15 protein-coding genes are annotated in these 20,798 nt (G+C 53.9%); 4 read left to right on the top strand and 11 right to left on the bottom strand.

Annotated features, from left to right (window positions below; translation table 11 throughout):
- Positions 1-99: 99 nt before the first annotated feature.
- Positions 100-462 carry an ATP-binding cassette domain-containing protein gene (locus VFO10_RS23745; RefSeq protein ID WP_325144481.1) on the bottom strand — a complete coding sequence of 121 codons (363 nt, stop codon included), beginning with the start codon at positions 460-462 and terminating at the stop codon, positions 100-102.
- Positions 463-873: 411 nt separating this feature from the next.
- Between VFO10_RS23745 and VFO10_RS23740 the strand changes: the two genes are divergently transcribed.
- On the top strand, positions 874-1,380 hold the full coding sequence (locus tag VFO10_RS23740) for a hypothetical protein (RefSeq protein ID WP_325144480.1): 507 nt from the start codon (positions 874-876) through the stop codon (positions 1,378-1,380).
- A gap of 322 nt (positions 1,381-1,702) precedes the next feature.
- Here VFO10_RS23740 and VFO10_RS23735 read toward each other — a convergent pair whose 3' ends face one another.
- The 8 genes from VFO10_RS23735 to scpA form a co-directional block, all read right to left on the bottom strand.
- Positions 1,703-2,494: a hypothetical protein gene (locus tag VFO10_RS23735; RefSeq protein ID WP_325144479.1), complete on the bottom strand. Its 792-nt coding sequence runs from the start codon at positions 2,492-2,494 to the stop codon at positions 1,703-1,705.
- Positions 2,495-2,762: 268 nt separating this feature from the next.
- Positions 2,763-4,220, bottom strand: coding sequence for a hypothetical protein (locus VFO10_RS23730; RefSeq protein WP_325144478.1), 1,458 nt, complete (start codon positions 4,218-4,220; stop codon positions 2,763-2,765).
- 1 nt (position 4,221) lies between these two features.
- The gene (locus VFO10_RS23725; protein ID WP_325144477.1) at positions 4,222-5,910 is read right to left on the bottom strand and encodes an Hsp70 family protein; all 1,689 of its coding nucleotides are present in this window, start codon (positions 5,908-5,910) and stop codon (positions 4,222-4,224) included.
- Positions 5,911-6,097: 187 nt separating this feature from the next.
- Positions 6,098-7,099, bottom strand: coding sequence for a threonine aldolase family protein (locus VFO10_RS23720; RefSeq protein WP_325144476.1), 1,002 nt, complete (start codon positions 7,097-7,099; stop codon positions 6,098-6,100).
- Positions 7,100-7,197: 98 nt separating this feature from the next.
- Complete coding sequence (locus VFO10_RS23715; RefSeq protein WP_325144475.1) at positions 7,198-8,265, bottom strand: hypothetical protein; 1,068 nt, start codon at positions 8,263-8,265, stop codon at positions 7,198-7,200.
- 124 nt (positions 8,266-8,389) lie between these two features.
- Positions 8,390-9,769, bottom strand: a complete 1,380-nt coding sequence (locus tag VFO10_RS23710; RefSeq protein WP_325144474.1) for a cytochrome P450 — start codon at positions 9,767-9,769, stop codon at positions 8,390-8,392.
- Between the two features lie 23 nt (positions 9,770-9,792).
- Entirely contained in the window at positions 9,793-10,797 is a 1,005-nt protein-coding gene (gene meaB, locus VFO10_RS23705) for a methylmalonyl Co-A mutase-associated GTPase MeaB (protein ID WP_325144473.1), read from the bottom strand.
- Entirely contained in the window at positions 10,794-12,947 is a 2,154-nt protein-coding gene (gene scpA / locus VFO10_RS23700; RefSeq protein ID WP_325144472.1) for a methylmalonyl-CoA mutase, read from the bottom strand. The genes meaB and scpA overlap by 4 nt, the downstream gene beginning before the upstream one ends.
- Positions 12,948-13,363: 416 nt before the next feature.
- Here scpA and VFO10_RS23695 point away from each other — a divergent pair, with 416 nt between their 5' ends.
- Together VFO10_RS23695 and VFO10_RS23690 are read left to right on the top strand one after the other, a co-directional pair.
- A complete protein-coding gene (locus VFO10_RS23695; RefSeq protein ID WP_325144471.1) occupies positions 13,364-16,552 on the top strand; it encodes a TonB-dependent receptor in 3,189 nt (1,062 codons plus the stop codon).
- Positions 16,553-16,665: 113 nt separating this feature from the next.
- Positions 16,666-17,466, top strand: coding sequence for a transglycosylase SLT domain-containing protein (locus VFO10_RS23690; protein ID WP_325144470.1), 801 nt, complete (start codon positions 16,666-16,668; stop codon positions 17,464-17,466).
- On the opposite strand, the gene VFO10_RS23685 is transcribed toward VFO10_RS23690, so the two are convergent.
- Positions 17,435-18,703 carry a methyltransferase gene (locus tag VFO10_RS23685; protein ID WP_325144469.1) on the bottom strand — a complete coding sequence of 423 codons (1,269 nt, stop codon included), beginning with the start codon at positions 18,701-18,703 and terminating at the stop codon, positions 17,435-17,437. The genes VFO10_RS23690 and VFO10_RS23685 overlap by 32 nt on opposite strands.
- Before the next feature lie 352 nt (positions 18,704-19,055).
- Positions 19,056-19,640, bottom strand: coding sequence for a hypothetical protein (locus VFO10_RS23680; RefSeq protein WP_325144468.1), 585 nt, complete (start codon positions 19,638-19,640; stop codon positions 19,056-19,058).
- A gap of 208 nt (positions 19,641-19,848) precedes the next feature.
- Between VFO10_RS23680 and VFO10_RS23675 the strand changes: the two genes are divergently transcribed.
- Positions 19,849-20,796: an MBL fold metallo-hydrolase gene (locus VFO10_RS23675; protein ID WP_325144467.1), complete on the top strand. Its 948-nt coding sequence runs from the start codon at positions 19,849-19,851 to the stop codon at positions 20,794-20,796.
- Positions 20,797-20,798 lie beyond the last annotated feature (2 nt).

Below are 20,798 nucleotides of genomic sequence, written 5' to 3'. Positions count from 1 at the left end.
CGCAGTTTCCCCTTCGATTTTTGTGGATTCGAAACCCTCGATCGAAACGCTCGCGGCACCATCGAAGCTGATCCGAGCGCAGCAACCCGGACGCGCACATCATCGCTGATAGCACTTCGAGACTCGCATGCGGCAGAGCCTCAGTAGTTTGCTGCGGAGTGTTTGCAGTTGGCCCTGAACCAGAGGCTGACGTTTTTTGCAGCGGGACGCCAGCTGCATATCATGCGTGACGAGGATGAGACTCATGCCGCGTTGCGTCACAGCATCGAAGAGAAGATTCATCACCTTGCCCCCTGTGGCGGTATCGAGGTTCCCGCTCGTGGATTTTCCGCAACCGGATTGCCCGACGATGGCCACGGTGTCTCCGGCCTCAACGCCGAAACTGAGATCACGCAGCACGGGAATCACCGTTTCTCCCTGCTGAAATTGCTTCGATACCTGCCTGACTTCAACCAACGCCATAGAGGCCTCCTATTTTTCATGCGAGTGTTAAAGAAGTTCTTTGACCTTGGGATATCATTACCCTTTTCGTTCGGGTGAATGCCATCGGCCTGATTCAGTTCCGTCATGCCCACGACGCCTTCCAGAAAGAAAGGAACGAAGGCCGGTTTGTATTTATCCTCCACCTTGATAAAGCTCGACTCGAAATCCTTCGGGAATTTTTCACCATAGTTCGGCGGAGCTTTCATGCCGAGGAGCAACACCTTCACGCCAATTCCATGGCCGTGCTCAGGTTTTTCTGGGTCGTGGAGAATCACCAACCGATAGAATGACAGCGGATAGACCCTGCGTAACCTTCGCCATCCATTCCGCAGCAAAAAATTGCGGGCGTCTGTCGAAAGCTAAAGTACGAATGAAAAGAATGGCAAGATTTTGTTTGAGGATAACTTGGTCGGTTGCTTTTCATGGGAAATGCGCGATAGCAGTTTGGCAATGGTTAAAGGAGTTGGCAATGCAGCTGACAAGTCTTGTGTGCTGGAAGGCAGCTCCGCTTCTTTCCAACAAGTGGACGATCTCACCACCAAAGCGAACTATCCGGATGGCAGCAGCTCGACTCTCACATGTTTTCCAGTTACCAGGACAATCGGAGACCGTAATGGCTCTTGCCCCAAAATCAGTCTTGAAGAAGTTTTCTTAGCTGACGAGTATTTTGAGGAAAAGCTGATAGGCGGTTGTTATAGGCAAACCTCTGATACTTGCATGGATTATTTTGGGAGTTTAGGACGGGAGTCTCTACCCGAAGACTGCACTGGAAAATCCGCGTCGTGCTTTGATCTGGAATACGACGTCATGAGAAAAGGCTGCCCAAGGGAAACGGAATTAGGATTTGGGATCGAATGGTTCCACGACGACACGACAGTATGCAATGACATGGAATAGTATCAATTTTCAGGAAACATATCAGTAATACCTCCTATCAAGCCCACTTTGCTGAGCAAAATGCTTAGGCATGATATAGTAGCCATATTTCCATCGAATCCCACGGGGTAGAACATCAACACGACAAAAGCCTTGCTGACCCAAACACGCGGGTTGCAGGCGGATGCCGCAAATTAAGCCGGATGGTCAGGAAAATGTAAAAAGTGTCTTTTTAGTCCGGGAAGGGTGCAAGGCGAGTTCAGAATGATCCCTACAGCCCGGTTCCTCCACCAGCGGAAGCCCGATTCCTCAAGCTTCTGCGCAGTGGGGCCGCGGTTTCTTGCTACTCAACTCCGAACTTATTTCCAAAGGCTATATCAAGAAGAGTGCGGGATGCTGTCCCAGGGGTATCTTCGGACTCAATATAGATTCCGATGGATACCTGGCATTTGGCTGGAAAGGTATATCGGTTGGAGTCCGTGGGATCATTGACAACGGCCTGCACCGTAAAGGACGTGCCTTGTCCTTGGAACTCCACCTTATCAAGTCGCGAAGTCGTTCCTGCCTCAACCGATGAATCACACCACACAGAGGGTTCATAACTCAGCACAGGGCCGTTGACGCTCACCCTGAGGCTGATATTTCTCATATCATCCTGCTTCTCAATCTTAACGTCAGACACGTTCAGACTGATTTCCTTGTTGCGATCCACTGCACCGATCTTCCTGGTTCGAATACTTTCCATACTGCCATCGTTAGCTACGATCTGGATGGCCCCATTCTTTTCACGAACAGTGTAACCGGCTTCGGCAGCTTCTTTGACGAAGTCAGAAAATTTTCCGGCCGGTTCCAAACTATAAGCTATCACGTTGGCTTCTGAAATATTGGAAGCTTCACATGTTTCGGGGGTCACATAGAGATAAGCGAAGCTATAGTTTTCGCCAGAGACATATGTGGCGGTTATAAACTGATCTTCATCACAAAAGGTCTCTTCCATGTAAAACCCGTTTTCAAGCTTCGATGGAGATGACGCTGAATCAGCGTCTTTTTTGCAGGCAGCCAGGGAAACGACGAGTGCGATCATAGTCAGGCTTTTTGAAGTCATGATCTGTCCTCTTGGTTGATGGCAGTCCATGATGCATGGACTGTGCCTCGCGTAGTACATGGAATCCATTGCTCCAAATCTGTTTAAGACTTGGATGGACGTGTTGGGAATATCGGCAGTAAGAATTCGGTGGAATTTGGCGATTCCAGGCCGAGACCAAGGTTCATTTTTTCAATGGATAGTATGAGGACATGTTCTCGTTCTTGGCCAAGTTGATATCAAGTTTCTACTGATCGTTCAATGGCTCATGGATGCCTGATGGGGCTATCAGGATGAGACAGCAAGCGCCCCCCACTCATCAGGATCCCGTCAACCTCAGAATCAACTGAAGACCGAACCTCACAATCAATCCTGAAACAAAGAACAGGATCAAACCTCGAACTGTCGGTGAAATCCACGACGGGACACGATCAACAACGCGGGCGTAACCGAGTCGCACGACATACAAGACTCCCAGCGCCACATACGTGACCGGCACGAACGTCGCCAGAAACACGTTATTCTCTGGCATTCGTTGGATGAGATCCACGATGACAAGCATGGCTACAATCCCGTTCGGTATCGCCATCTGGAAATAAGTAGGGCCGAGAGCGAGCCAGAACGCAAAAAGAGAAAGAATGGGCAGGATGCCGGCCCATGGAAGCGGCAGCAGGTAGCAGCCGACAGCAGCGATAACCGCCGTCACCAGGGAGGCCACGCGCATTTTGGGGCGCATCAGCACCTTCGCAAGGCTATCGTCGAGCCGCCCGATGCGACGGTAGCGCAGGACGTTGGCGAGCGCATAGAAAAACCAGCGATGGAAATAGCCAAAGACAAAGGTGCCAAGGAGGTTGAGGCCGGCATCATCCTTGCGCAGATCCCAACCCAGAGAAGTCGTGAGAATGACCGGAAGAAACATCACACCCCAAAGCCCCCAAAGAAAGCCGCGTGGAGTCCATATCGGAGGTAGGCCCCGGGTCTTGTTTTGCCAGAACGCCAGTGTATCCTGGTGAAACATGGTGTGAAGCAGTTCCGGACTCTCGTCTTCGAGGGTAACCAAAAGTCGACGCATAGCAGCCCACGTCACCAAATTGCGAGCCGCTTTCTCATGCGACGCCTCACTCCGAGCGGCCAGGATATAGGTCCATGCCGCATCCTTGGAATCTCTGCGGATCTTCTCGAGCAGGCTGCGATAACTCTTCAGCTTCCCATAGTAAAGAAAGAAGGCATACGGATAAGCCTTCTGATACTTGATGTCCTGAAAAATCTCTGCATGCTGCGCGAACCTTTCGGCAAAGGCTCCTGGAAAAGGTGACCCCGACCAATGCACAAGGCACATAAAAACCCTGTGATCCCACTGCAAGCACCCATCAAACCCAAGCTCCCCCATCTCGCTTCTGCGCCGTATATAGACACTCCAGGCCTTCTCTCCATAGTCCAGCATCAGGCGCTTGAAGAGTTCGGCGAGCCCCGCGTCCATAGCCGTTTGAAAGTTGCGAGTCCTGATTTCAGCCTCAAGATTGATATCCGGGTCTTGCGGCTCCAATGTACCGGGCCCTGCGACGGGTTTCATCACAAGAGGGGGAGCCGTGGTCGGAGCAACGTCCTGCTTCACACCTTTGGCAGCTGCGAGGGCCTGATCATATGCCTCCCGCAGAACCTGGAAAGCGGCCGCATCCTTACTGAGATCAAGAGTTTTCAAATGCCTGGCATACGCGCGTTTGATTTCTTTAATGTCTTCGGTTGGAGCAAGCCCCAGGACTTCCCAATACTTCACTTCACAATCTCCCTTCGATTTCGGCCAGCCGCTCCGCGAAGTCCTGCTGCGCTTTCTCAATCTCTTGGGGATTCTGCTGATTCAGGATGCCTTTGAAGGTGATGATCAGTTCACTGAGATAATTTCTGACATCACCCAAAGTCTCTTCATAAAGTCTTTCGGCTTTGGTCAGAAGGTGCTGGTTGGCCGCCTGGTCACGCGGATGAATCTTCAGCGCAGCCAGCTCCAAAAAGCGCTGATTCAACTCTGCATCACTCAGATGGGAGGCGCTGTTATTAATTATGATCCGATGCCTGGCTCCTGTGCTCACCACCGTGGCCTCGACCTCCAGGACCCCGGAAATATCATAAGTGAAGCGCACCTCAATGCTTTCCTTCTCGGGTTCTTTCCTGCCGAGCGAAATTGAGAGCTCCCCGATCAGGATGTTATTTTCAACCTTGAGGGATTCCCCCTGAAAGATCCTGAGATTAAGTTCTTTTTGTTTCGGATGGATGGGCCTGTAAAGCTCCGAGCGTGAACAAGGAATGGGTTGATTGCGTTCGATGATGGGCGAAAAAATGCCCGCTTCGTACTGACCCGAACCACTCGATTGGGCAATTTCCACACCGAGGGAATAGGGGCAGACATCCGTGAGGACCTTGTCAGCTATACCCTGATTCTTCGAAATTAACGCAGCCTGCGAAGCCGCACCGATCGCGACCACGGTATCCGGATCGAGGTGAGAGGTGGGCATCTTGCCCAGAAGCGAGGTCACAAGCCGCCGCATAAAGAAAAGGCGCGTGCTGCCGCCGACAAGAACCACATGAGTTATGTCCTGAGGTTTGAGACCCGAATCGCGCAGCGTACGCAGGATGGGAGCCTTGATGCGCTCGATCAGTTCCTCGGCCCTCTTCTCGAATTCCTGCCTTGAAACTTCGATCCGCTTCCGATCAGCAGCGCCGACAATTTCGAGACTGGCCATGTCTGTATTGGCCAAGGCCACTTTCAGCTGTTCAGCATACTGCGGGGTCTTGCGCACGAAGGCAGCGTCCTGGGCGAGGTGTCCGGCTTTTTCGCCGAGAATTTTTTCCATCACCTTGGTGAAATCCTCGCCGCCGAGGAAATTGTCCCCACCACTGGCATGAATTTCCATGATGTCGTCGAATTTCTCGATGATACTGACATCGAAGGTGCCGCCGCCTAAATCGAGGACGAGGATGTGCGCATCCTCCTCCTGATCATGCAGGCTATAAGCCAGAGCTGCAGCCGTGGGTTCATTGATCAGACGTTCCACGGTTATTCCAGCCAGCTGAGCAGCCTGAATGGTGGCCTGGCGCTGATGATTATTGAAATATGCGGGCACGCTGATAACAGCCCGGGTGACAGGTATTTTAAAATGGTGTTCCGCGTCCTCTTTAAGGGACCGCAGAACAAATGACGAGAGTTCCACGGCCGTATAGGAAGCTGAACCCACATTGTAACGCTGCGTCGACCCCATACCGCGCTTGAAGACCCGAGCCGCCTTATGAGGCTGTAATATACTGATTTCTTTAGCCAAAGACCCGACTATCAGGGCGCCGTTGTCATCCAGGCTGACTATCGACGGTGTGAGCACCTGACCGAAACGGTTTGGAGCCAGCTCGGCGCGACCGTCGCGATAGAGCGCGATAAGGCTATTGGTGGTTCCCAAATCAATACCAAAAATCGTCATGATCACTTCCAAGGTTAGATCCAATATCGGCCAAGGTTAATAAAGCAAGTTTAAAACCAAAGCCGCGAGGCCGAATCTAATGAAATTTCAGGGAAGAAGGCTAGAAAAAACGTCGAAGATTTTGACAGGGAAAGTCCTCGAACAGATCCCTGCAGTCAAGGGATCTGTCATGAGTTGGGCCTAGGTTTCAAAGCCCCTTGAATAACTCGTCCACATCCGCGCGGGTCGTATCGAACGAACACACAAACCGATGCAAGGCCCCATCCCAGGCATAAGCTCGCGCCTGCACCTGCATGTGCTTGCCGATAGCAGGAGGCAGGATCGCAAACACTTCGTTCGCCTGAGTGGGATAAGGAATTTCAACTCCTGGCAGTTGAGTCAAACGATCCCGCAGATAAAGCGCCATCGCATTCGCCTGCGTGGCATTCTTCTTCCACAGCTGATCCTGAAGATAGGGAATAAACTGACAGGAAAGATAACGCATCTTCGAGGCCAGCTGCATGCTTTGCTTGCGCATGAATGCAAACGAAGGGGATAGATCTTCTTTCAGAAACACCAAAGCCTCAGCACACAAAAGTCCATTTTTCGTCCCGCCAAAACTCAGGGCATCCACACCGACAGCCGTCGTCACATCTCCAAGTTCACAACCTAAATGAACCGCAGCATTCGCCAGTCGCGCCCCATCCATATGCACCAAAAGTCCGCGCGCATGAGCACGCTCGGTGATGGCCCGCAGTTCGCTTAAACTGTAGACCGTTCCAAGCTCCGTAGCCTGGGTGAGTGTCACGAGCTTCGGTACCACGCGATGCGGATCGCTTGGATTGATCTTAAGGCGGTCGATGACATCCAAGGCAAGCTTCCCATCCACAGGCGGAAAACTGAGGATCTTATTGCCCGCCACGAACTCGGGAGCCCCGCACTCATCCTCATTCAGATGCGCGCATGACGTCGCCACCACCGCTTCGAAAGGATGACAAAGCCCACGAATGGCCAGGGTATTGGCCGCAGTCCCTGTGAAGACGAAAAAGACCTCGGCATCCGGTCCAAAGGTATTCTGAAAAAGCTGCCTTGCTTTCGCTGTTACAGCATCCGCACCATAAGCCGGCTCATGACCGGCGTTGGCCTCGTGGATAGCCGCAAGCACGTCCGCATGCACGCCCGAATGGTTGTCGCTGCCAAAACTTTTCATGGGTTATTCACCTCGTAGACGGGGATTCAGTCACGCCACCGGAACCAACGCACAGGGCGGCCATTCCTTATAGCGGGACTGAAGTCTGTCTTCAAGGTTTAGCGCGCGCAGCGCAGAGCGATATTATCAATGCCAAAGCCAATGCCGAGGGCTCCGGGCGGATTGAAACCAAAGATCTGAAGTCTGGTGATGGTGGCCGAGCCGTCCGGGGTTCTCACCACGTGATGGCTCAGCTGTCCATCGCGTGCCCCGACTGTTTGGGCCGCGACCTGCACTTCATTCACAATCTGATTCTGAGCATTGAGCGCCCGAATCACATAGGTTTCCGAGAAATCAATATCGACAAGGTCCATACTCGCTTCTTTCACAGGCTTGTCATACTCAATGACCAGCGTATCCGTCATCTCCGCCTGCTTATGCCGATCGGTGATAAAGAAGCGGCCACCGTTCTGATCCGACGCCAGGAAATTCCCGACGTTGGTCGGTCCTCCGTAATACCCGATAGGGTTGGGATTCGTCTGATTGAACTGAGCCAGGACCACAGGCGTTCCGCTCATCGTCGAGAAGCGAACGCCATGGCTTTCCCGGAATTGATCCGCGATCGCGGTGCCCGCTCCCTGCTTGTCACCGATGCTTTCAAATTGAATGGGTGGCAAGGCGCAGTCTTCATTCCAGACCATCACAAGATCCGTTTTTACGCTCGTCGTCACGCCGTCCATGGTAAACGACAGATCAAAAGTCACTTTCGATTGAATGGCTGTGGGATCGGCTTGAACGCTGAAGAGCGCCACCCAACCCTTGAGCGTCTCGGCTGTCAGAAGTTTTATATCCACGGCCGAACCCTGCTTTTTCTGGGTCCAGGTCATGCGATCGACGCGATCCTTGAAGTCTTCGACCACCACACCGCCTTCCGCTTCCACGCGGCAGCCCACTTTCTGCTGATAGGCGGCAGGATCCGAACTGAGCTTCAGACAAACGAGGTACGCCCCGGTAATCTGCGCGGGAATATTCACGCTCTCATCCACCGGCGCTTCGTATTCGGTTTGAGTCTCCGCATTGCCCTCCACCCGACCTGTGCGATTCACTTCCTGCTTCATGACGCGATCCTTGTGGCAGGAGGACAGTACGCCGAGGAGGGCCAGTAATGTGAAGACGTGTGCGTTCAAATTTCCACCTTCATACCGATTGTAAGTTTTCAAAAACATAGGCTTTAATACGTATCGGACACTCCAGGTCTTTTCCTTATGGGAAAAGGCGCGGAGCGCAAAACTACGGCCATTTCAGGGCTTTTCAACGGCGACTTAAACGCAAAGTGATCCCTGGATCCACCACGAGTGTGATCAGGGGTTTGATCGTATAGGGCGCCTCAGGAACCGGTTCCATCCTGAAGTGCCGGAGGAGTGTGGAAAGAATGACCTGACCTTCCAATCGAGCCAGGTTGGAACCAATACAGGAACGCTGACCGGCACCAAAAGGAAAGTACGCAAAGGGATGACGCCCTTTCGATTCTTCCGCCGAGAATCGTTCCGGGCGAAACAGCTCAGGCTCGGTCCAATACTTCGGATGCCGATGCATCAGATACTGCGCACAGATAAAGGTGCTGCCCTTTTTAAAGCGATAATCCTGGAATTCGATATCTTCGGTCGATTCACGCCCGATAGCCCACGCTGCCGGATAGAGTCGCATCGCCTCGGAAAAAACCTGCTGGGTGTAGTCGAGCCTGCTCAGATCACCGAGCTTCAGGTTCGCATCCGGCAGCGCCGCGAACTCGCGATCCAGATTCTCCAGGCATCGTGGATTCTTCGCGAGCAACTCAAAGGCAAAGGACAGGGTCGCCGCCGTGGTTTCATGCCCGGCCAGCATCAGGGTGATGACTTCGTCCCGCAGAAGCTTATCCGTCATCCCCGCACCGGATTCATCATCGACGCTCTGCAGATAATGCGACAGCAGATCATCGTACTGATCCGGATTCTCCCTGTGCTCCTGGATCAGCTGATATACGATCTGATCCAGTTTTTTAAGCGCCCTGTTGGGCTTTCTATTGCCTGGCGTGGGAACCGCGAGGGGCAGCCTCCAAACAGAATAGAAAAGGACATGCGCGTAGTCCTGCAGAACCCGCATCGCATCCTGCACCTCGCGGGATCGGCTCTGCATATTGATGGAGAATAAAATGCGAACGATGATGGTAAAGGTCAGCCGCGACATCTCTTCTGAGATATTGATCAAAGGATTGATCCTGATGCGACGGTCCAGGTCCTCCACCAGTTTCAAACACTCGTCCTGCATGACCTCAAAGAAACCATGGATCGCTTTCTGATGAAACGCGGGAGTGGCGAGCTTGCGCTGCGTCCTCCAAAGCTCGCCCGAACTCGTCACGAGCCCATCCCCCAAAAGGAGTTTGAGGCGTCGGTAGCCAAAGGATTTTCGGTTGGTTTTCTCGGTATTGAGGAGCACGCGGCCGATCATATCAGGCTGAGTCAGAAGATAGATCGGAGCCGGTGCAAAGGGCATGCGCACGACATCCCCGTATTCCTTCTGCATCAGATTCAAAAAACCCAAGGGATCGCGGGACATCTCCGTTAAGAATTGCAAGGGCGCATAGCGCTGGGGACCGGGAACGAAATCAGGCGTCTTCGGACGGATAAGATTCAGTAAGCTCGCTGCTATCATAAGGCTACCCTTCCTAGCTGGAGTCAGAACCTCGGCACACCCTGCAAACCTTTGAGCTGCAGGCTTGAAATCGCCTGCTGGGCCGCTTCCGTTGGGGAAAGCGATCCGCCCGTGACCTTTGTTTTCAGCGTCTGGGTATCTTTTTTGAAATTCGGATCCCGGAGCAAAAGGTCCATCAACTGATCCTGCAGCTCGGAATCGAACCATTCCTCGCGCTGCTGCCGTCGCCTCTTCTGCAAACGCCCATCCGTCTCCAGGGTTTTTAGATTCCCGAGAAGCGTTACATAGATCTCACGCAGGCCCTTTTTTTCCACTGCGCTGCAGGACATCACCCGCACCGGCAGTCGATCAGGATCGGGCTGCATATAATGAAGCGCCAACTCATGATCCACAACCGCGCGTCGGGCCGCCTGTTCAAACGCACCATCGGCCTTGGTCACCACCACCAGATCGGCAAGTTCCAAAATACCCTTCTTGATGCCCTGCAGTTGATCCCCGGCATTGGGCAGCTGCAGAAACACGAAGGCATCCACCATCGAACTCACGAGAGTCTCCGACTGGCCGACGCCCACCGTTTCAATGATGATGGTGTCATAGCCCGCCGCCTCACAGAGCAGCACGCATTCCCGCGTGCGCCTTGCGACGCCGCCCAGGGAAAGCCCGGATGGCGAGGGTCGAATAAAACAGTTCGGATTCACCGACAGCTCTTCCATGCGGGTCTTGTCGCCCAGAATACTGCCATGGGATCGCGGCGAGCTGGGATCGATCGCCAGCACAGCGAGCCTGTGCCCCTGCTCCAGAAAAAATTTCCCCAGAGCTTCAATGAAAGTCGACTTGCCCACGCCCGGTGAACCTGTAATTCCGATGCGATTCGCCCGGCCGGTTTTGGGATAGATGGCGGAAAGCAGTTTCCCGGCCAGCAGTCGATGCTCGGGACGCCGACTTTCGATCAAAGTCAGAGCCTTCGCCAGACCCCGGCTTTCTCCGGATACCAGCGCCGCTTCCAGAGCCTGAATGTCGATGCTCATCCCTTCCTCTTCTTTTTGATCGCATCCAAAGTTTCCACCGCCGCCGTTGGCACCGGAGTTCCGGGACCAAAAACGGCAGCCGCTCCACTCTTGAAGAGGAAATCATAATCCTGCTGGGGAATGATACCACCCACCACGACCGCGATGTCACCGGCATTTTGCTGTTTCAGGAGTTCAATCAAACGCGGCACCAGCGTCTTGTGACCCGCCGCCTGGGACGAGATGCCGATGACATGCACATCGTTTTCAATGGCCTGTTTTACAGCCTCTTCCGGCGTCTGGAATAAAGGTCCGATATCGACATCAAAACCGAGGTCCGCAAAGCCGGTTGCAATGACTTTCGCACCGCGATCATGTCCGTCCTGTCCAAGCTTGGCGATCAAAATACGCGGCTGACGTCCTTCCTGTTCGGCAAAGGCAGAGATCGCACGGCGCGCATCCTCGAAATCAGACTTCATCTTATACTCCGCTGCATAAACCGCGCTTACGGATTGAATCGGTGCGCGATGCTCCCCGAACACGCGCCGCATGGCATCGGACACCTCGCCGACGGTCGCGCGGGCGCGCATGCAATCGACCGCCAATTCCAAAAGATTTCCGGTCCCACGCGCGCCAGCCTCCAAGGCATCCAGTGTGGCTTTCACACGAGCCGCGTCCCGTTTTTTACGAATCTCCTGAAGACGGGCCACCTGCTGCTCGCGCACCTTGGTGTTATCCACATCCCGCACTTCGAACTTGGATTCCTCTTTGGTCTTATACTTGTTCACGCCGACGATCACATCCTGCCCGGAGTCGATACGCGCCTGCTTCCGCGCTGCAGCCTCCTCGATCTTGAGCTTCGGCATGCCCTGCTGAATGGCCTTCACCATCCCGCCCGCCTCTTCCACTTCGCGCAGGATGCGCTCGGCTTCGTTCATAAGGTCCTGGGTCAGGGACTCCATGAAATAACTGCCACCGAAAGGATCGACGACGTGACAGATATCCGTTTCCTCTTGGATGATCAGCTGCGTGTTCCGGGCCAGGCGGGCCGAGAAATTCGAAGGAAGACTCACCGCTTCATCAAACGAGTTGGTGTGCAGCGACTGCGTTCCCCCGAAGACCGACGCCATGGCTTCGATCGTGGTCCTTATGATGTTGTTATAAGGATCCTGTTCCGTCAGTGAATATCCCGAAGTCTGGCAGTGCGTCCTGAGCATGGATGAACGCGGGTCTTTCGGTTCGAACTGTTTCATCAGCTTGTACCAAAGCGTACGCGCAGCCCGCAGCTTGGCGACTTCCATATAGAAATTCATGCCGATCGCAAAGAAAAACGAGAGCCTGGGCGCAAACTCATCCACCTTCAGCCCGCGAGCGATCGCCGCGCGCACATACTCGATGCCGTCACCCAAAGTGAAGGCCAGTTCAATCGCCGAATTCGCGCCGGCCTCCTGCATGTGATAACCGCTGATGCTGATGCTGTTGAAACGCGGCATGCGATGCGCGGTATAGGCTATGATATCCCCGACTATGCGCATCGAAGGTTCGGGCGGATAGATATAGGTGTTGCGCACCATATATTCCTTCAGAATGTCGTTCTGAATCGTTCCCGACAGCTGTTCAGTTTTCACGCCCTGCTCTTCACCCGCGACGATATAGGCCGCGAGTATCGGAATCACAGCGCCGTTCATCGTCATGGATACGCTCATTTTTTCGAGCGGAATCTGATCGAAGAGTATTTTCATATCCTCGACCGAATCAATGGCCACACCGGCTTTTCCCACATCCCCCATCACGCGCGGATGATCGGAGTCATAACCGCGATGGGTCGCCAGATCGAAGGCGATCGAAAGACCCATCTGCCCAGCAGCGAGGTTTTGCCGGTAAAAAGCGTTGGATTCCTCGGCTGTGGAGAAGCCCGCGTACTGACGAATGGTCCAGGGCTTTACCGTATACATCGTGGCTCGCGGCCCGCGCGTATAAGGGGCGAAGCCTGGCAGGGTATCCAAAGACTCCACCGCTTCCAGATCTTTGGCGGTATACAGTGCTTTGATCGGCACACCTTCTGGAGTCTGTCGGGTCAAAGTTTCGAGAGGTGCCGTACCGAGATCCTTGCGAGCCAGGTTCTCCCAGGCGGATGGGTCCTGGCTGCCTGTGCGATAGGAGTTGCTCATGTCTGTGTCCTTATGTCTGCCCTGCGTCGGATGAATAAGCCCGCTGCCGCTCCTCGCACGAACGAAAACGTGTGGGACAAGGCTCTGCGTAGCGGCTGAATTTTAGAGAAAAGGAGGACAGCTGACCAGAGCTTTCATTCCCGGGGTCAAGACTCATTTGGCGCATGCAAACGAAGCAGGATGCTGCGTGGAAGTTGAACAATTTTCTGTAAAGGCGCGATGAAGAGTCGCCGAACTTCGCTAGCCTGCACGCAAAAGTCGTAAGGAATTTAAAGCACAATCATCGTACATGCGGCGACGCTTGATAACTGGCCTAGGGGCCATGGAATCACCAGGGTTTTCAACTTTCCATTTGAATGAGGATCTTGTAAGAAGAAGCCCGCTCTCTATCTGTTTCAGTTATGAAGGAAAGTCTGATGCTTCAGGATCGACGTATTTATCTTTTGCGAAGGATCATGCCAGCGGCCCGGACCTGGCTCTCTCTTTTACTAAGCTGTTTTGTTCTGGTCGGTGGTTCTCAAAAAGCCTGGGCGCAGATGACTTCGGCCAGCTATCGCGGAACTGTGCTCGATTCTGAAGGCAAACCTGTGGCGGATGCCGACGTTGTGCTGGAAATGCCTTCCGCGCAGGTCAAGAAGGAAGTCAAATCCACAGCCAGCGGCCAGTTCGCCTTCAGCGGTCTGCGCGTCGGCGGCCCCTATACTCTGAAAGCATCCAAAGCCGGTCTGCAGACGTCCACCAAAGAAGGCATCCAGCTGAATGCCGGCAACAACACGGGTGACGTCATCACTTTGGGTAAGGCTGAAGTGATCAAAGTCACTGCGGCTCGGGAAATGCAGGTTTCCACCAAGTCCGCTTACTTTGCGAGCGATATTCAAAACGCTCCCACGATTCGCAACGATATCAAGGACGTCATTCGTCGCGCGCCGGATGCTGTGGTCGACAACGGCCGTCTGAGCGTCGGCGGTGCCAACAACCGTTTCAACAGCATCACGGTTGATGGCATGCGGCAGGACGATTCCTTTGGTTTGAATAGCAGCGGTTACCCGACCTCACGCAGCCCCATCTCGCTCGCCGCGATTCAGGAAATCTCGGTTGAGCGTTCGCCCTTCGATGTTCGCTATGGAAACTTCCTGGGCGGCGGCATCAACGTCATCACCAAATCCGGTACCGATGAATTCCAAGGTTCCGTGAGTTACACTCGCCAAACCGATGGCCTGACAGGAAAGAAAACCAAGGATCGCAGCTATAAATCTGATTTCGAACAAAATCAGGTCGGCGTCTCGCTGAGCGGTCCTGTCATCCAGGATAAACTTTACTTCTTCGCCAACGTCGAAGGTCTTAAGTCCACAACACCGGCATCGGTAGGGGCGCTGGGTTCGGGAAAACCTTTTGAAGTCGAGCGCGTGACTGTCGATGACGTCGCGCAGGTGCAGGACATCTCCAGGCGGGTTTATGGTTTCGATGCCGGCGTGCCTTCGAAAAGCGGCAAGGAAGATGATCTGAAAGCCCTTCTGAAACTCGATTATACGATCAACGATGATCACCGTTTGGAATTGAAATATCAAAGAGCCCAGGGCACCAATATCAACGCTGGTGGATCTGATGATCGCCGCCTGAACCTCACATCCTACGGCTACGAGCGTAAGGACACGATGGACAGCGGTTCCGTGCGCCTCTTCTCGGACTGGTCGGATGCTCTTTCCACCAAGTTCGAACTGAGCAATAAAAAGGTGAAGACCGAGCAGACTCCACTGAACGGCAATGGCTTTATGGAGGCTGAGGTTAAAACCGCGGCTGGTGGTTCCATTTATCTGGGACCTGACCGCAGCCGTCATGCCAATGAACTGGAAAACAGCAGCAACATCATCGGCGCGGAAGCCAACTACCTGCTCGATGAGCATCTCATCACAGGCGGCGTTCAAGTCGAGCAGATCGATATCTATAACCTCTTCGTTCCCAACAGCCAGGGTTCTGCGACCTATGATAGCATCGCGGCTTTCGAAGCCCAGACACCCTCGCGCCTCCTCTATGCCAATGCCGTCACCAACAACGTAAAAGATGCGGCTGCGGACTGGGGCTACAGCGTCTCCACTGTTTACCTTCAGGATGAGTGGCAGCTGACGCCGCGTTTGACCGCAAGGGGCGGCGTGCGCACGGAACTCTATAGCGCCAAAGGCAGCATTGAACGCAACGAGAACTTCGTCAATCGCTATGGCTTCAGCAACACCGAGGATCTGTCCGGCAAGCAGGCGATCCTCCCGCGGCTTGGTCTTGCCTATAAAGCCAACGACGATCTTCGCGTGCGCGGTGGTTTCGGCCTCTTCGGCGGCGGCACCCCTGGGGTTTGGATTTCCAACAGCTATACGAATACCGGCGTCAGCACAGATGATGTGGACACGCGTAATCCTGCGCTCATGAATGGTTTTAATGGTCGTGAGATTCCTCCAGCCATCAGCTCGCAGCTGGTTGCCGGTGACGGCAATGTCGATGCCCTTGATCCTGATTTCAAGATTCCACAGTCCTATAAGTTCCAAACTGGCTTCGACTACACCTTCGATATTCCGGACGTTGTGGACGATGTTCAGTTCGACCTGAGCTACACCTACACCAAGACCCGTTACGGCCTGACCTGGAAGGACCTGCGTCGCAACAATTCTTCCTTTGCCAATAACCTTCCGACGGCCACGGGGCCGGACGGTCGCGCGATCTACGATACGACTCCATCAGCTGGCACCGCTGGCCAGGAATTTGAGGTCGCTCGCGGCTACGATATGCTGATGACCAACACCGATAAAGGATACGGTCACACCGCGAGCATGAGCCTTTACAAGCGTTTCAATAACGGCTGGAACGTTTCCACTGGCTACGCCTGGCAGGACGTTCAGGAAGTGAACCCCGGTACCAGCTCCGTGTCGACCAGTAACTACGGTCAGGTTGCGATTCAATATGATCCTAACGACCCTGGTCTCGACCGTTCGATCTATGAAACCAAGCATCGCATTACGCTGAGCACAGGTTATGAAACCAGCTTTTTCGAAGACCTCACGTCCAGCGTGAACTTCTTCTTCGAACGCCGCTCGGGTCAGCCCTATAGCTTTACCATGGGTGGCAACCGCGATACCCTCGGCCGTATGTACGGCGAAAGCTCGGCCTTCTCGGGTCGTAACCGCATGCTCTTCTACGTTCCCAAAGGTGACGGCAGCGACGTGATCCTGAATGGGATCGACGAAGGTGAATTCAATGCCTTCTTGAATAAATACGGCCTCGACAAATATCGCGGCAAGATCGCTCCTCGCAATGCCTTCTTCAGTGATTGGGTCCAAAAACTCGATATGCGCCTCGCCCAGGATCTTCCTGGTTTCGGTGCAACCGGCAAAGCCCGTATCGCGCTGGATATCGAAAACCTGCCCAACTTCCTGAATAAAAAATGGGGCCAGGTGAAGCAGGTCGACTTCCCCTATATGGCCGCTGTTGCCGACGTTGGCTATGATGCCGCTTCGAATCGCTACATCTATAGCAAGCTGCGCACAACCGAACCCGATACCGTCCGTCTTCTGGAATCGGTTTGGAAAATGCAGATCGGCGTTTCCTACAGCTTCTGATTCCTGAGCCAGGCAGGGCTGCCCACGCGGCCCCTGCCTCTCCGATTTGACTTCCTCGCCACCCTCCCCTAAAATTTCAAGCCTGACATCACCCTCGAAACAAAGAGACGTTTATGCCCATGCTGCGTTCTGCATGGACCGCCGTGCTTATGCTCTGCGTGTCCTGCGCCGATCCTTTGCCTCCTGCGTCCAGCGAACTGTCCGGTTATCCCGTTAGCCTTGCCTATGCTTCAGCTCCTGTGATGATGGCGAGCCGTCAACCAACTGAGTCCGACCTTGCCGCCTTTATCCGCCGTCAGGTTCCCGTCTGGGGGCTTCGGCCTCAGAGTCCCGAGCTTCTCGCTTCGGCTATTCGCACCCTGGCCATGGATTTTGATCTGGATGCCAGGATACTGACGGCGATGATCGCTCAGGAATCGGCCTTCGATGCGCGGGCGGTTTCTCCGACTGGCGCTGTGGGTCTGACCCAGCTCACGATCAGTGGCATCAATGAATTTTTGGATCAAAGCGGTGTCGTGTATGAACACCTCGGCAATCGCGTCTATGCCGGCAGCGGGACCACTTATTTTCAGGACGCCATTCAAAAACACTGGACCAGTTTTCCCGTGGGAAAAACGCTCGCGGATTTCACCGCACGCACCGAATGGGCCCGGTCCTGCAAGGAACGCATCTTCTCGCAGCCGGATCAATACGGAGCCCAGATCATAGCAGGCGCCACCATTCTGAAAGCAGCGATCGCTTATGTCTGTGCCCAGAATTCACGCTGCACAACGGAAACCATGGGAGATGCGGAATGGATACGCGCAGGCCTGGAACGCTACAACGGGGATAATACGCCACGCGCCGATGGGGAGTTGACCAAGGTGCATTACGCGCGGCAGATCATGAAGGCTGTGATGCAGATGAATTTTTGATCTCTGCAAAAAGTCCGAGGTTCCGCGGTGAGAGGCTGTGATCGAAGAACGCCAGCAGCTCCACCGCATGCCCCTGCTCTTCCATCCAGAGCACGCGATCGAGGAGCAGGATCACCTCCAGCGGCCTTGCAAAAACATTCCGCACGACATTGATCACAAAAAATTCCCGCATGGATCGCTGCACATCCGGCCTGGAAATAAAGGCCTGCGCCCGATGGGATGAACAATCCAGCCCCAGAAAACGGAAACGATCCGCCGCATACGCCGTGAATCCCAGATCATAAGTCGCACGCGACGCGTCACCGACCGCTCGAAATCCATCCGCATGGCCTTCCTCCTGCAAAAACAAATGCAGCGCCAGCCGGTAGGTATTCACTTTCTCCTGCATGGCGAGTTCCTGAAGACTGCGGCGTCGGCCTCGGGTCGCCAGAAAAAGGGCGAACGACGTCAACGGCACGGGATGCTTTCTGGCCCACGCGCTCTGCTGGCAATCCCGCTCCACATCCATGCGATCATAGCAGCAGCCGAAGTTCAACACCGCGCGGCTCGCCTGACTCTTCTTCAGATGCGTCCAGGCCAAAGGCCCGCAGGTATGAAGGCCAAGGCTCAGACACGCTCCCTGAAAATGGGGATCGAGTTCATGCTGCGGTCCCGGTTCCATCGTTCCCGCAACGAACTCAAGGGGAATATCCTTGAGCTTGAGTTTATGAAGAAGGGAGCGCCCCTCTTTTTGCAGAGCCTCGTCCCTGTCTATGGTCACCATGGGAATATCGAGCGTTGTGACCAAGGTCCGCGCCAGATGTCCAACACCACCACCGATATCCACCGCACGTTCAATTCCGAGCGCCTCCTTTTGCCTTTTCAGAAAGGGCAGAAGCGCACCAATTTCATGCTGCTTTTTAGCTGTCATATGCAGGTTTTTTTTCTCGGACATGCGTTCAGCATCAGAAAATTGTGGAAACGCCAGCAAGGGCTGCAGTGCTTCCATGAATCGCTGAAGGCCGGGCGGCAATATCAGATTGTCAGGAATAAGTTGAGCACCCGCAATCGCATCATCCAGCCGATGCATATCCGCCAGCGACCAGGACATCAGCCCCTGCCACCAATCTTCAGGCAAAGCATCGCGGCACGACGGCCAGTGATGCAGGACGGATTGCCCCCAGCAGAGCGACCAGGGCCGCAGCAAACGCGCCAATTTATCGTACCGTTCATGGGCGGAGAGATGGGTATTGAGCACTCAAAATCCCTCAAAGAATTCTTCGGATTAGCACACAAATCAGTAAGGCACAAATGCCAGAAAACCATGTCAAAATCTAAGGGACAAAGATTTCTCAACTTTTTAAAAATATTAACTTTTTAAGAAAATTTGAAAATTTTCGGATTCAACTAAACTTGGTACTGGCCAGCCAGTCAATAATCGGTTACAACAGAAATAGAACACTCGAGACTTAGCAATCACCCTGTTCGAGTTGAATGCCGACCTAGTTCGAATTTCAATTCCAGGCTGGTAAGAAGACAGGCGAGAGAGGTCATCATAATGTGATGGGGATCCGCGGGAGCCAGGCTACCGCGGATTTTTTTTGTTGGGATCAGGGCGAAGACTTCGACGCCACGGATTTCTTCATTTTCTTCTGACTCCGTGCTGCACTCTTGCTCGCTGCAGCTTTCGGCGCTGCGGTTTTCTTAACCACGGGCGGAGCCGCTTCCCCTTTAGCGTCAACCTTGGCCGGAGCCTCGGCAGCAGGAATCGAGGCACTGACAGTTTCCACCGTCTCCACAGTGGGAATAGGAATTTCCTCGCCGCTTCCCTTCACGGAATCCACATCCATGGTCGGTATGCCGGCTTCATCCGCCGATCCATCGGCCAGGAATTTTTCAGGCTCAGGAGCGGACCGGGCTGCCATCTGCATTCCGGTACTTTTAAAATAGGACACCGCGCCCCACATCACCACCAAGGCGATGATGCTGATGTTGAGTCGCGTCTTGAACTGACTTATCCATGCATCAGCCCTTTGGAGCATGATCATATCCGTCTGCGGTCCGGCCGCGACCTGCCCTGAAACCTGAAAGTCCGGGTTCCGGCTCAAAGGCCTTTCATCGAATTTCAAATCGGCCAGATGCCTTGTATCCGACATGGGTGCTTCCGGAATTTGTTTGTGGGCTGTCAGTCGCATGTTGCTCCTCCATAAACGTCTTCCCCTACCTTTATTTCGGACAGATGGGGAAGCAGGAAAAGCTTTTCGGATTTTTTAAGTCATTCAAAGAACAAAGGAGGGTTCATTAAAGATTTCAAAATTCTTTCGTCCCGATGATTTCAGGCAGGCAGATTTCACGGAAGACGGCTATTCTTTCGCAAAGTATGGATTACGGAGGACACAACCCTTGAAGCACCTGATTTCCCTTATCATGACAACGCTGCTGACGGCCTGTACGGTGACGAGTCATCCGGCTCAGCTGGTGGACGTCGGCCAGCCTTCACAGCTGGGGGCCATTGCTCCCGCCCTTCAAACGCCGGGCCCCATTCAATTCCAAAAAGTGGTGGCTGCCAACTGGGCTGTGGACCGGGGCGGCCTCATCAATCTGGACGACCCCAAAGCCAAGGCCGCAGGTTTGAAAGATGAGCTGGAAGACATCCAGATTTATTTCTATGTGCTGGAACATCCTCGCTTCGGCCGCTACCTCGTCGATACCGGGGTGGAATCGACCATGAAGGATAATCCTGAAAAATCGCCGATCGGCGGTTTCATATCCCGCTTTCTGCACATGGATAAACTCGTGATCCACCAGACGACGCGGGCGTGGACCCAGGCGAATCCCGGTCCTATCAAAGGCATTTTCCTGACTCATATGCACGTGGATCATATCATGGGCATGCCGGACCTCGATCCGGGCATTCCGATTTTCATCGGTCCCGAGGAGTCCACGCATAAGCAATTCAAAAATATGTTCGTACGCGGCGTGACAGATGACTTTTTGGAAGGACCACGGACGTTCTCGGAATTGAATTTCCCTGAAGCCAAGGATGGTCCTGCCGTGATTGATTTCTTCGGTGATCAATCTCTCTTCATCCTCTCCGTGCCCGGCCATACACAGGGGTCGCTGGCCTTTGTGGTCAATGCCAGCACAGGCCCGCAGCTGATCGTGGGTGATACCTGTCACACACGCTGGGGCTGGGAGAATACTGTTCCGCCCGGTAACTTCAGCGAGGATCAGGCCAGCAACCTGAAGAGTCTCGAAGTTCTGAAAGGCCTGTCGCAAAATGTTCCGCAGCTGAAAGTTCACCTCGGACACCAAAGCGCGACCGCTTCAGGCAAACTGGAAACGCTGTGAAT

The sequence above is a fragment of the Oligoflexus sp. genome, assembly GCF_035712445.1.
In the GTDB taxonomy this organism is placed as follows: Bacteria; Bdellovibrionota_B; Oligoflexia; order Oligoflexales; family Oligoflexaceae; genus Oligoflexus.
Note: the sequence above shows the minus strand (reverse complement) of the source record. Positions and strands in the feature narration are given on the sequence as shown.

Bases quoted from the DNA above. Each gene is read 5' to 3' on its own strand.
- VFO10_RS23745 (WP_325144481.1), bottom strand. From the start codon at position 462: ATGGCGTTGGTTGAAGTCAGGCAGGTATCGAAGCAATTTCAGCAGGGA.
- VFO10_RS23735 (WP_325144479.1), bottom strand. From the start codon at position 2,494: ATGGACTGCCATCAACCAAGAGGACAGATCATGACTTCAAAAAGCCTG.
- VFO10_RS23725 (WP_325144477.1), bottom strand. From the start codon at position 5,910: ATGACGATTTTTGGTATTGATTTGGGAACCACCAATAGCCTTATCGCG.
- VFO10_RS23720 (WP_325144476.1), bottom strand. From the start codon at position 7,099: ATGAAAAGTTTTGGCAGCGACAACCATTCGGGCGTGCATGCGGACGTG.
- VFO10_RS23710 (WP_325144474.1), bottom strand. From the start codon at position 9,769: ATGATAGCAGCGAGCTTACTGAATCTTATCCGTCCGAAGACGCCTGAT.
- meaB (WP_325144473.1), bottom strand. From the start codon at position 10,797: ATGAGCATCGACATTCAGGCTCTGGAAGCGGCGCTGGTATCCGGAGAA.
- scpA (WP_325144472.1), bottom strand. From the start codon at position 12,947: ATGAGCAACTCCTATCGCACAGGCAGCCAGGACCCATCCGCCTGGGAG.
- VFO10_RS23695 (WP_325144471.1), top strand. From the start codon at position 13,364: ATGCTTCAGGATCGACGTATTTATCTTTTGCGAAGGATCATGCCAGCG.
- VFO10_RS23690 (WP_325144470.1), top strand. From the start codon at position 16,666: ATGCCCATGCTGCGTTCTGCATGGACCGCCGTGCTTATGCTCTGCGTG.
- VFO10_RS23680 (WP_325144468.1), bottom strand. From the start codon at position 19,640: ATGCGACTGACAGCCCACAAACAAATTCCGGAAGCACCCATGTCGGAT.